We start from the raw sequence: 11,902 nt of genomic DNA on the forward strand, positions 1-11,902 counted from the left end.
TATGAACTGGTGCGGCAGCCATATTCATTGACTGAGGAAAAAACTGTGGATAGCGAGTTTCTAAATCTTTGGCTTTTGCGGTTGCTCCCCACCGCTCATAGCAGTAATGGGCTTCCTTCATATAGAGATGAGCAAACCTTTCTCGACCCCGAGCCAAGTAATGTTTTGCAGCTAACTCATAGCCTAAAGCTTCTTCTTGAAAGTACTCGTTTTCTTTAGCACCAAGAATTGCTTGTTCGTAAAACTCCTCTGCCTCAAAAAACTGACCCAAAACTCGTGCTTTCTCTGCCTCAACTAACTGAAATTTATGCAAAAAATTCATGGGGGCATGGTGTGCCCATTTCTGCATTTTTTCCTGGTTGGCGTTAACGCGATTCAACCAAGCTGCTTTTTGAGAGTTTGAAGCATCCGCCAACAAGCTCAGAAATATTAGAGAGTCATAGAAATGAAATAGAGCTACAGACATTAATCCTGTGGCTGCGCTTAAATACTGTTCTGCCAAAGTAGTCGTTTTTGCAGCTTGCTCATACTCCCCAAACAGGTAGCATAAAATCAGCTTATTTAAGTAAAAGTAGTGAAGGCCAGTTCCATCCTTGACTGCGATCGTCCATGATAGTGCTTGCTCTTCGTCATAGAGACAACCCACTAAGCGACTTGGGTTTTCAGATTGGCCTCGCAGGTTAAGGATCGTTTGCTGCAACATTGCCAGCCAGGTGGCAGGAGTCTCTCGTCTAATTTGATGGGTGGCTTTAAGATAAATCGCTGTTTGTTGTTCCAGTTCTGTCAGTTCTTGTCCTGCAAAAAAGGAGTAATAACATACGATAACTGCGCAATAACTCGCATATTCAAACTCTCCACTTTCTATACCGCTTTGATAAGCTTCAGCTAAGCCAGGAAACGTCTCTTTAAGGTGGGCTTTCCAGTAAATGATACTAGAACTCACCATCAGCGATACTTTGCAGTTACCTCTCTTGTTATTTAATCTTTTCGCTAAATTTAAGGATAATTTGCCAAATCGATAGCCCAGTTCAAAGTCTTGTACAACTCCACATAGCATCATGCCATAGGCAGCATAACCAAGCAGCGACCAAATAGCGTTTCCATGGGCGATCGATAAATTCACCATCTTGCACACAATCAGCACCATCAGAGCAGGTATCGAAATATAAGCCGCACCCACTGTGCTTGCTAAAATGTAGATTGCTGCCAGTGGCACAGGTTCAGTCATCTCTGGCAAATCAATCAAATCTTCGATTTCCCGCCCAGCCAATAGTGAAGCTGTTTCCTCTAATCCTGCTTGAACATCTAACTGATTTGGAGCTTCCACTAAACTAATTCCTAGGAGTTGCAGCACTTCCAAGCTAGTTTTAAGGGCTTCTTTAGGGTCTCCCCGCGACATCCATGCTTGAATCCTGCTATCGTAAACTTTCACTGTATCGAGCACTGTCTTCGCACGGTTGAGCACTTCTTCTACAAGCCGCTCCATTTCGTCAAAGTGACCACTGAGGTATGCTGCCTCTGCTGCCTCTGAATGCAACGCCAAAGTCAGGCTGTACTCACGCTGCCAACTCTCTACGTCAAGGAGTTTAAGCCCTGTATTGAAATACTTGAAAGCTGCTTCATAAGCCGTCGCTGCCAGCGCTTTCTGACCTGCTTGCAAATTCAGTTTGGCAATCTCATTCCGTTCAGATTGATCAGTGATTAACTCGGTTCCACAATTCAGATGGTTAACAATTTCAAACAACCGCTCTGCTCGCTGCTCTGGCGACATCTTTTCAAGTAAATTGCGCCCGATTTGCAGATGTACCCCTTGTTTCTGCGACTCATCAATTAGTGCATAGGCAGCTTGCTGTACGCGATCATGCAAGAACTTATACTTTTGAACTAACAAGTTCTCGTCTAACTCAGAGATGGGTTGAATGAGTCCAGCCTGAATGGCCGCTAACAAATCCTGAAAAACTGTTTTAGGCGATTGCTTAAAGACGATCGCTAACGTCTCCAAATCAAATTCGGCCCCAATGCAGGCGGCTAATTGAAGCAGTTGCTGAGTGTTTTCTGGCAGTTTCTTTAACTTGAGCAGCAGCAACTCCACTACATTGTCAGTGATATTCTGAGCCTCAATCTGAGCAATGTTCCACTGCCAGCTTAGGTGTTCTGTACTAAAGCTCAGCAAATTCTCACTGTATAACAATTGCAAAAATTCACCCACAAAGAAGGGATTGCCCTCGGTTTTACGCAGCACCAATTCAGCCAGAGAACGAACCGTATTCGTATCCTGATGCAACGTCTCGGCAATGAGCTGAGCCAGTGGTTCTAAGGTTAAGGGTGCCAGGACAATCTCCTCAAGCACAGCCTCTTGTTGCCGCAGTCTCTCCAGCGCTAGTGCCAATGGATGAGTTGGACTCACTTCATTGTTTCGATAGGCTCCAATCAAAAACAGCGCTTGGGTTTGCTCATCGAGCAACATCAGCTCGATTAACTGAATGGTGGCGGAGTCAATCCACTGCAAATCATCCAGGAAGATGACAAGCGGATGATCTTTAGCACAAAACACCCGAATAAACTGCTGAAAGAATCGATTGAAGCGATTTTGCGCTTCCGCCGCCCCAACTTCCGGGACGGGTGGCTGTTTGCCAATAATTAACTCAACCTCCGGAATCACATCAATGATGAGTTGCCCGTTACTTCCTAACGCTTCTAAAAGGCGCGATCGCCACTGTTGCACTTGCTCATCCGGTTCACCTAGCAGTTGCTGCACCAGTTTTCGCAAGGCACCTACAATTGCACTGTAGGGAATATTGCGCTGCAACTGATCAAATTTACCTGAGGTAAAATACCCGCGCCTTGCTGTAATTGGTTTGTAAAGCTCCTGTACCAAAGCTGACTTGCCGATACCAGCATAGCCACTGACCAATATCATTTCAGAAGACGTGGGGACGAAAGAAGACACGGGGACACGGGGACGCGGAGACACGGGGATATTGTCGCTCTCCCCCTCTCCGCGTCTCCCCCTCTCCGCGTCTTCTCTCCCTGCTACTCTCTCAAACGCTGCTAATAATTCTGAGATCTCCTCCTCCCGACCATACAGTTTTTGCGGAATCTGAAATTGATCGGAAACATCTTGCAGACCCAGTTGAAAGAGATTAATTTCACCACTTGTTTCTAGTTGATGAACACAATCCTCTAAATCCGCTTTGATGCCCCAAGCACTTTGATAGCGATCCTCGGCATTCTTCGCCATCAGTTTCAAGATAATGTCTGAAACTGGCTTGGGAATCTTAAGATTCAATTCACACGGGGATATAGGGGGTTTGGCGAGATGACAGTGGAGGAGTTCAAGGACATCCGTGATCGGAAACGGCACTTGTCCAGTGAGTAATTCGTAGAATGTCACTCCGAGCGAGTAAAAATCGGTACGGTAATCGATCAAACGATTCATGCGTCCGGTTTGCTCTGGAGATACATAGGCAAGAGTGCCTTCTAGAACATGAGGGTTTTTGAAGGTTGGATTGGTGCGGTTAAATCGAGTAGCAATTCCAAAATCAATAAATTTAACGACCTCAGTATCTAGATTGAAGACAATATTGCTAGGGTTGATATCTTTATGAATGACACCAGCAGCATGAATTCTGCCCAGAATACCTGTGAGTTTAATGGCAAGGGATAGAAAAGCTGATAAGGGCATAGGGCAGAAATCTGGACGCTGCTGTATCCATCGTTCCAGAGACTCTCCACCGAAATCTTCTAAAAGAATAATGAGTGTGCGCTGATATTCCTGCTGACTATATGCCTTGATCGCGCCTTCTAAGTTAAGCGATCGCGTAATTTCATATTCCTGCCTGTAGCGGGTGAGTTCCGATGCCGTAGGATAGTCCTGTTTGAGAACTTTGAGAATAACAGGCGTGCGATCTGACAGCTTGATGCCACGATACACCACAGAATTATTGCTGGAATATATCTGAGTATCAACCGCAACGTCAGGTAGCGCAATCATTCTTATCACCTTGTCAAAGCATAGAAAGAACCGCAAACCCAAATAGAATTAATGCTTATTATTCAAGTTCTACTTTGAGAAGTCAATCTACCTGTGGCAACCCCTACCCTTCTCCTGACGGAGACGCTACGCGTAGCTTGCTTAAGCGTAGGGGTACGGGAACGACTACTCTGCGAGAACGCCTCCGGCGAACGTCGAACGGGGAACGCAATCCTCTGTTTTCTCGCCCACTCAAACCAAGCACTCACATCCGATGTCATCGTATTTTTCGCCTTAGCCCACTCTTGCACGAATTGATAAACAGCCCAGTCGAATTATCACACCATCCCTCATGAATTGCTTCCTTGACTCGTGCGATCGCTAGTCGAAGGTATTGCCATCAGGCTGAATGAGCGAGGTAAGTTTGACAAATCAATTTATCGCCAAAGAAATCGGGTCGAGAGATGTTTCAACGGTTTAAATCAATTTCGTCGCATTGCTACACGGTATGACAAAAAAGCTGATAACTAACTATCTTGCAATGCTAACACTAGCTTCTATCATCCTGCGGCTCTAATTTTAAAACACGCCCTAATAATCCCTTCACTCCAGACGAAATCCTGCATCAACTTCTATTTCTGCCTTAGCAATTGGGTCATCCTCTTCATCATTAAAGAAACCATCATCTTCAAAATCTTCTCCCAAAATATTTGACCCTACTGATTCTGAGGTAACAGGTAACGAGACAGGACTTAGCCCAGTGGAATCAAAAAAAGAAACCGAAGGGGGAACCAAATTAGCTGAAACAGGAGTTATTCCTACTCCGTTAGTTCCAATTGTTGGTTGTAAGCCAATTGCACCTTGCGAGAAAACTCCACTATGAGGATTAACAAGAACTATCTGGGGCAACCCCTCCATCCCAAACGTCCGTTTCATCTTAATTATCTGAACTTCCAGTTGCGCGATCGCATTAACCATACAATCCCTACAACCCAACAATTGCATCATTAAAAACAAGGTTTACGGCTTCAGTGTCAGTTACAAGATGAACCACAAGATATTAAGCTCATGGTATCTATATCACAATAGTTACAGTACTCTCACTGGCGGCATTTACATAAAGTATAGTTTATACCAAAAATAGCAGCGATATTGTCCGTAATTGAGACCACACTGAGACCACACACTGTTGTCAGATTTCCGGTTATCCCCAAGTCCCTCAGTGCAGTCTCTAACTATGCCACTCAGTCCCGCAGTGAAAGAAGGTATGGTAAGTAACCCCATAAAGCGAACTAAATCTATCAAAGTATACCTCTTTGAGGAAGAGAAAACTACCATTGAGAAGAAAGCGATCGCCACAGGGGTAACTGCATCTGAGTATTTACGTTCCTGTGGATTAAGGCGGGTACTAGCGGCAAAACCGTCTGCCGACTTGATAACTATCCGCGCTACTGCTGGAAACCTCAAAAGCGAACTGATGATGTTATCTCACTTAGCAAAGGAAACAAACAACCAGCAAATTTTGGATACTGTCAATAATGCGATCGCACTCGTAGATCAGACTATCGCATCTGCATTTAACCTAGATATTCCAGACAAATCACCCTCAAGCCAAGATAAATAAGGCATTACAGGTTCTATATACCCTACTTTAAACTCCCTCAATTTGATTCCCATCATCTATAAAAAACCCAATTTTCTCGACACGCTCAAGTATGTCTTGGGGAAAGATGATGCTGCGATTGTCGATACTAATATGATGGGAAAAAACCCAGATGAATTCAACCAGCAGTTTCTCAACATCAAGTACACCAAAAAAGCAGTTAAACGGCAGTGCGCCCACCTCATCATCTCAATAGCACATCGTCCCAAATATCATGAGCATTTATCTGACAGTCAGTAATTAGAAGATAAACCCACGTCGGAAGCAAATAAGGTTAAGAAAAAAGTACAGCCGCATCTGAAGGAACAGCACCCACAACAGGATATTTCAGAAGAAAACCGTCTATCCACTGCTCAACAAGTCCTGCAAGAGCAATCTTCCCCTACTCCCCCTTTTCCTAACCTTCTCCCTTTTAACCTCAAACATCTGCCTTCTACAATCACTGACTATATGCTTGTTACCAATAATTTCTGTATCAAAGGACGGGAGTTGAGTGCCAGCTTAGATGCCAATCTTCTAACTGTTTACCGTCATGAGGATAATACCCCTGTGATGCAAATCTACTATAGTCAGGGAAAGTGGTACGAAGAGGTACCAACTCGACTAACAACAAACGAAATCGAGCAGATTGAAAGCTTGCGTGTTTTTACCCAACAAGCGTTAATGGGTAAGTTGCGATCGCAAAGAGGTATTGAGCAATAGTAAATCTGTTGGGTAGAGAGAATTTAGGGGTTGCATAAATGCGGGGTGAATCACTCAAATACAGGTATTTCGCTATACTTAAAATAATGAAGTAACAATCTAATTGAGTATTTAAATATCCACTGATTTGGAATAGCACAATGTTTTTCGATGTACTCGTGCTAAGTAATGATGTAAGCATTCATCAAGACTGGTATGTAGCATCTGAAAAACTCGGTAAATCAGAAACATATCTCAATAGAATTCGTGAGGTAACTGATTTATATATCAAAGAAAATATCAGTCTTGAGAACGCTTTTAAGGCAATGGAGCGAGATATTAATGAGCTATAAAAAATTAATGAAATGACCAGTCTTGCCCAAAATTTAGTTAAAATCATTGGACAGGAAGATATCAATGGCATTATGTCAGTACAAACAGAAAAATACCAAATTGCTACAAAAGCCCAAGACAAAATTTACTTAGTTAAAGATAAAAATGACAACATCTTATTATATATCAAAGAAGGAAAAACCCAAGTAAGTAACATCAGTGATGAAACATTACAGGATTTTCAACTCATGAATTTACGCATCAATAATGCACTCAAAAATGTCAAAAAAGATTTAGTTGAGAGGTAAATTTAGTATGAAAGAACTAATCGAACTTCCAGTAGAAGGTTTAACTCCAGCGATGCAAGCCAGTCTCCTCAGAGAATTGATCAAACAGCTTAATATACCTAATGAGAAATTTGAAGAATGTGCAAAAAAACCTCCAACTGCTGAGGAACGAAAAGAGGCTGTGCTAAGGTTGAATTCGGAAATTAACAGAGTCAGTGAAATAGTGCAAGATGAAGCAAAAGTAAACTCTACAGAAATTAAACCTATCACTTTTGTTAATCAAGTTAATCAAGTTAATCAAGAGTCATCTTCACAAGCCGAAGCAAGCCAGTCCACAGAAACGACAATTGAACCAGAGGTTATAAAAAACCCCACAAATAAAAATGACGATAATAATGGCAGCCCAGTAGAAGAGAGTCCAGAAGATAGAGTACAATCTCTTACCGCCGATTCTCAAATTAGACAGTTTGTTATTCCTGTAATTTTAGACCGCTTAGATATATTTGGAAAATCAGATAAAGAGACACAAGGTATCATTTATAAAAGTGAAGAATATACTGCAAGTCTAAAATTAGAAGAAGATTCACAAACTCTTAGCCTTGATAGAAATTTGCCTGATTCCGAACAAAGTCGAGAAGCACTCTTGGCATCTCATGACAATAACTCAGAAGAGTACTCTATCACCATTAATAATCTCACCAAAGAGGAATTTGAACGTTTCAAGACTCTGTTCAATGAGCAACAAGCACGCCGCGAACAGAGTCAAAAACAATTCAAAAACCAGGATTCTGCTAAAGATCTAGATTAAATCAACCCAAACCACACGCCATACATAAAAGCTATAAATCCAAAAATCAGCTTTTTATTAAAACTCAGTGGAGTCTTGGGACAAATAACAACCGCAACAGCAAAATAGTAAAAAGACGCTGTAAAATCAAACAAACTCGTCGGGTTAACAGGCAATCTGCCTAACCCGACCAAACATAGCATCCCCATTAAAGACCAAACAACAATCTTTTCTATCCATCCTAAAACTTTATCGCCTTCCCGCAACCCGAAAAGTTAATGGTACTCCCGGCGTATACAACATCGGCTTCATTTACGATCTGATCTTCTCTTGCGGTCGTATTGGCAATTATCAATTGCAAGATCGGATTTACAACAATAGTAATTTTCGGTTCCTGGATCTGGCAATTCCGATCGATGCCAAGACACGCGATGTTTCCAACACACCGTTTTCCTACCCCTATATCCACGATGCCAGCTTGTGGTACGAAGCCATCTCCAGCTTCGTTACCGAGTTTGTCAACGTGCAATATCCGGAGGGCGATCGCGCGATCGCAGCAGATGTGCAACTGCAACGATTTTTCAATAAGTTAATTCCGGCATTCAACTATAATATAGACGGCAAACCTCAGATGCAGCGCTTCCCCAGCGAGGTCAAAACTGCTGACAGCCTAAAGCAAGTGCTGACAATGTTTATCTGGCAGTTCTCTGTACAGCACACCGTGGTCAACGACGGTGCCTACAATCACGCCGCATTCGTGCCAAACGCCTCCACCCTGATGTACGCACCCCCACAAGGCAAATCCTCGAATATGCAGATATGTTGCGTAATCATCAAGCTCATGAAAATGATGTTTACTTGGCAAAATGTTCTATCCAAAACACGACCCTAGCTAACACGGATTGTCTAACAAATATTGGAAAGCAGCTTGGTTTAAATAAACCCGATGGCGATCTCAACATTTGGGTTGGACCAGGAGGTCATGTAGAATGTTTGCATTATGATCAGGTGGATGGAACACTCATGCAACTTCATGGGTCTAAAAAAGTCGTATGTATCGATATCGATCTTTCCCTACTCGACGAGAAAGCAAAAACTGACTCTCGCGTTCATTTTTTAGAGGGGGATTGTAACAATATGAGTGCAATAATGCCGCCGGAACTACTTTCTGGGCTTGCTCATCCCTGGTTGATCATAGAAGATGCCCATGCTAATGCGGTGGGAGTAGTTGAATATTTTCATGAAAACGGTCTAAAAAGTGGAGACTACTTAATTGTCGAAGATACCAACAAAACTATATGGGAGTTGAACGAGGAGTTGGACAGGGAGGATTCGGATTACCAAGAAGAAACAGAAAAAGGAAAGCGTAAATTAGCATTGTCCTGTCCAACCCCGATCGCAATTATTTCTTCCCAGTTGGTACGCCACTGTGCAACGTCAGCAGACTCTTGCTTGCGATATCTCTCCCGTGAAATTTGTTTTTTGGCTTTGTTCGCTACCCATTTTAGTTTGGTTAAATCTTGCCGACTTGCCGCGCGATCGCAATGATCGAGGAAGATAGAAACTGAGTCACTAATTGCTTGCAGGTCGTCATTAAGTAAAAATGACCCGCTACCTGGTTGCATGGGGCAACGGATGGCTTTGTAGTTGGTTATTTGTTTGGCACTATATGGTTTGGTGTTGGGGAAGATTTCTAGGTGTCCTTGGCGTTCCATTGCTTTCATTTGGGTCTTATAATCTTCCCAAGTTTTTTCAAATACGTCAGACTCATACATCCGCAATAAAACCTCCTCTTTATCAGTTAAATTAGGAAGTTTCAACAACTCCGCCAAAGACACTTGAACTGGGAAAACATCACTAAACTTTTGCATTAAGTGAAATATTCTCTTCCTCTGTGATGCAGATGGTTCATCCTGCAATTCTGCATCAATTTGTCGCGGACGTAGATTCACAATTTCTAGGTTCATATTCACTAAATTCCTTAATCCAAACACAACAAACTCATTAGTTATACCAATAACTCGTCCCACAATTTCCAACTCGGGCCGCAGTCTCTTCTTGAATTGATATACTTGGTCAAGCTGGAAACGTCGAAACGGATTGCGCTCGCCATTCAGCATCCAAGCAATACCATCGCCTATACTACCTATCTCATCTGCCTCCAGAAGGTCTATTACCTGGTAACAGATATCTTGATTACAAACAAACTTGTACGCTGCATCAATACTCCGGTTAAATTCCATCTCCAGTGCAATAACTGCCTTAAATTTTTCCAGTTCTCGTAATTGAGAAATTAATTCAAAAACTTTCTTGCCCTTGTGATAACTACCAACACTTATATTTAGATTCTCCGAGACCTCCTGAATCACTCGCTTGCCCTTCCCTAATTGAGACTTACTCTCAGTTACCGAATAATTCAAATTTGAATCATTCGATTGATTCAAACGACGAGCGCTTTGGCGCAGTTAAAAGGTTTGCCCGAATTGTCGCCAACAACAATTGGTTGCCTCCTATAAGCAAAAGGAGCAGTAAGAAAAATTGATAATTCCCTTAAACCATTCCAACCACTGGGATGGTTTAATTTTTGCATCTATAATAATTCAGTCAAAATACATAACTGTGGTTTGAATCATAATTTGGGAAAATTTTTGAACCATAAATCGAGCAAGTGTGACTTAAAGGAAAAGATTGCCGAAAATTAAAGGATAAGCTTGCCGCATCAAAGCCCGAAAGCCTGATTATTACGATTTGTGGCAAGTGGTTGTGGGACTACGGTTAAATGATAAAGTTGCCACGAGTCCTAAGAATTTAAGTTAAAGCCTGCCGTGAGTCCAAGGCACTTTTAAGTAAAAATGCTCAACGCACAAGAGTTTGATAATTGGTGTCACCGCCTCAAAATATCAGCCCAAGCGCGTTCTGTAATTGAACAAATTCGGTCATCAGAACCTGTGCGGCGAGTCAGAAGTAATGGAATCAACGTTGTTGGCAGTTACTCCAGTATGAAAATGGGCAGAACAATTCAGTTCGAGTCCCACAAAGTGGAATTACCAGCCAGTGAAGAATATGAGCAGGACAACGATGTTTTGGAATACTATGATCAACCCTACCGTCTCAGCCTGAAAGTCAAGGCCAAAAATGGGAGAACGGTAACAGTAACTCATGTTCCAGATTTTTTTGTCATCCGAAAATCGAGTGCAGGTTTTGAAGAATGGAAGTCCTCTGTTCGATTAGAAAAACTAGCAACCAAGCAACCAGAACGCTATGTTTTTTCTCTAGCTGTAGGATGGCATAGTCCACCAGTGGCGGAAGTCGTTCAGCAATTAGGTTTGTATTACCGCCTCCGTACTGATAAGGAAATCAATTGGGTCAAGTACAGAAATCGTCAATTTCTCAGAGCCTACACTATCAAAACTTATCAAATAAATGTGGCAGTTGCGAACCGCATTAGAGAGCAGGTTGCCATGACACCAGGAATGACCTACTCTGACCTGATTCAAACAAAAACGGCGACATCAGATGAGCTGAATGCCTTAATAGCTAATGGGGAAATTTATACTGACCTGAGTGCTACTTCATTAGCTGAACCAGAGAGAGTACATTTATTTGTTAATCAAGCAGCAGCTGATGCTTATAATCGCTGGTTATTAGAGCAAAAAAGCACCGAAGAGAACTCGCTTTTCGCAGCGATTAGTAACCAAACATCCACAAATTTTACATCTTCTGTCCACCCAGAAGCAATAGAACGCTATTTAAAAGCCAGCCCATGTGATTTAGCACAAGCAAACCGTCGCTATCAAATTATTACTCAGCAATCGATAGGTAAACCAACAGAGAACTCTACTATATCTGAGCGTACTATTCGTTATTGGAAGTTTATGGCTAAACCCTCTGCTTTATGGAAGAAGGAAGTCGTGGAAGCTTTCTGGGAAGCTCGACGTTCGATTGACAATGCTTAAAGCCAGTCTGAATCTGGGTTCGGCAAGCTTATCCTTTAATTTCCGGCAATCTTTTCCTTTAAGTCACACTTTCTGAAGCATATCATGAGCTAAAAAGACATCTCCGAAAATAGTCAAAGCCTTTGTGTGACTAGTTTAGAGCACGTAAATGCAATCATCTAAATTAGCTAATCTGTACGAGAAAATGAGGCTTTCAGATATTTGTTGTTGATAATTAGGCAA

Annotated in this window: 11 protein-coding genes and 1 pseudogene; 8 read left to right on the forward strand and 4 right to left on the reverse strand. The window is 42.2% G+C overall.

The annotated features are described in order from the left end of the window. Both LC653_RS41370 and LC653_RS41380 read right to left on the reverse strand, forming a co-directional pair. The coding region (locus LC653_RS41370) for an ATP-binding protein (RefSeq protein ID WP_229501103.1) at window positions 1–3,994 on the reverse strand (3,994 nt) is incomplete at its 3' end. Between the two features lie 582 nt (window positions 3,995–4,576). Beyond that, window positions 4,577–4,951: a hypothetical protein gene (locus LC653_RS41380; RefSeq protein WP_229501104.1), complete on the reverse strand. Its 375-nt coding sequence runs from the start codon at window positions 4,949–4,951 to the stop codon at window positions 4,577–4,579. Window positions 4,952–5,210: 259 nt separating this feature from the next. Between LC653_RS41380 and LC653_RS41385 the strand changes: the two genes are divergently transcribed. The 3 genes from LC653_RS41385 (at window position 5,211) to LC653_RS41395 (ending at window position 6,338) form a co-directional block, all read left to right on the forward strand. Next, a complete protein-coding gene (locus LC653_RS41385; RefSeq protein ID WP_229501105.1) occupies window positions 5,211–5,597 on the forward strand; it encodes a plasmid mobilization protein in 387 nt (128 codons plus the stop codon). Between the two features lie 42 nt (window positions 5,598–5,639). Next, the gene (locus LC653_RS41390; protein WP_229501106.1) at window positions 5,640–5,876 is read left to right on the forward strand and encodes a hypothetical protein; all 237 of its coding nucleotides are present in this window, start codon (window positions 5,640–5,642) and stop codon (window positions 5,874–5,876) included. 210 nt (window positions 5,877–6,086) lie between these two features. Continuing rightward, window positions 6,087–6,338 carry a hypothetical protein gene (locus LC653_RS41395; protein ID WP_229501107.1) on the forward strand — a complete coding sequence of 84 codons (252 nt, stop codon included), beginning with the start codon at window positions 6,087–6,089 and terminating at the stop codon, window positions 6,336–6,338. Window positions 6,339–6,388: 50 nt separating this feature from the next. On the opposite strand, the pseudogene LC653_RS41400 reads toward LC653_RS41395, so the two are convergent. Then, window positions 6,389–6,515, reverse strand: a pseudogene (locus tag LC653_RS41400) (IS1 family transposase); the annotation flags it as partial. On the opposite strand from LC653_RS41400, the gene LC653_RS41405 reads away from it, so the two are divergent. The 4 genes from LC653_RS41405 to LC653_RS41420 all read left to right on the forward strand — a co-directional run bounded on the left by LC653_RS41405 (window position 6,479) and on the right by LC653_RS41420 (window position 8,616). After that, entirely contained in the window at window positions 6,479–6,670 is a 192-nt protein-coding gene (locus LC653_RS41405) for a hypothetical protein (RefSeq protein WP_229501113.1), read from the forward strand. The pseudogene LC653_RS41400 and the gene LC653_RS41405 overlap by 37 nt on opposite strands. A gap of 12 nt (window positions 6,671–6,682) precedes the next feature. Then, window positions 6,683–6,958 carry a hypothetical protein gene (locus LC653_RS41410; RefSeq protein WP_229501108.1) on the forward strand — a complete coding sequence of 92 codons (276 nt, stop codon included), beginning with the start codon at window positions 6,683–6,685 and terminating at the stop codon, window positions 6,956–6,958. Between the two features lie 7 nt (window positions 6,959–6,965). Beyond that, window positions 6,966–7,745 carry a hypothetical protein gene (locus tag LC653_RS41415; protein ID WP_229501109.1) on the forward strand — a complete coding sequence of 260 codons (780 nt, stop codon included), beginning with the start codon at window positions 6,966–6,968 and terminating at the stop codon, window positions 7,743–7,745. A 334-nt stretch (window positions 7,746–8,079) separates the two neighbouring features. Continuing rightward, window positions 8,080–8,616: a lipoxygenase family protein gene (locus LC653_RS41420; RefSeq protein ID WP_229501110.1), complete on the forward strand. Its 537-nt coding sequence runs from the start codon at window positions 8,080–8,082 to the stop codon at window positions 8,614–8,616. Between the two features lie 445 nt (window positions 8,617–9,061). Here LC653_RS41420 and LC653_RS41425 read toward each other — a convergent pair whose 3' ends face one another. Then, on the reverse strand, window positions 9,062–10,093 hold the full coding sequence (locus tag LC653_RS41425) for a hypothetical protein (RefSeq protein ID WP_229501111.1): 1,032 nt from the start codon (window positions 10,091–10,093) through the stop codon (window positions 9,062–9,064). A 483-nt stretch (window positions 10,094–10,576) separates the two neighbouring features. Between LC653_RS41425 and LC653_RS41430 the strand changes: the two genes are divergently transcribed. After that, window positions 10,577–11,680: a TnsA endonuclease N-terminal domain-containing protein gene (locus LC653_RS41430; protein WP_229501112.1), complete on the forward strand. Its 1,104-nt coding sequence runs from the start codon at window positions 10,577–10,579 to the stop codon at window positions 11,678–11,680. Window positions 11,681–11,902: the final 222 nt, after the last annotated feature.

Source organism: Nostoc mirabile CHAB5784 (genome assembly GCF_020829645.1).
Taxonomy (GTDB): Bacteria; Cyanobacteriota; Cyanobacteriia; order Cyanobacteriales; family Nostocaceae; genus Nostoc; species Nostoc mirabile.

Coding starts and splice junctions, on each gene's coding strand:
- LC653_RS41415 (WP_229501109.1), top strand. CDS start 6,966: ATGAAAGAACTAATCGAACTTCCAGTAGAAGGTTTAACTCCAGCGATG.
- LC653_RS41385 (WP_229501105.1), top strand. CDS start 5,211: ATGCCACTCAGTCCCGCAGTGAAAGAAGGTATGGTAAGTAACCCCATA.
- LC653_RS41395 (WP_229501107.1), top strand. CDS start 6,087: ATGCTTGTTACCAATAATTTCTGTATCAAAGGACGGGAGTTGAGTGCC.
- LC653_RS41430 (WP_229501112.1), top strand. CDS start 10,577: ATGCTCAACGCACAAGAGTTTGATAATTGGTGTCACCGCCTCAAAATA.
- LC653_RS41410 (WP_229501108.1), top strand. CDS start 6,683: ATGACCAGTCTTGCCCAAAATTTAGTTAAAATCATTGGACAGGAAGAT.
- LC653_RS41380 (WP_229501104.1), bottom strand. CDS start 4,951: ATGGTTAATGCGATCGCGCAACTGGAAGTTCAGATAATTAAGATGAAA.
- LC653_RS41405 (WP_229501113.1), top strand. CDS start 6,479: ATGTTTTTCGATGTACTCGTGCTAAGTAATGATGTAAGCATTCATCAA.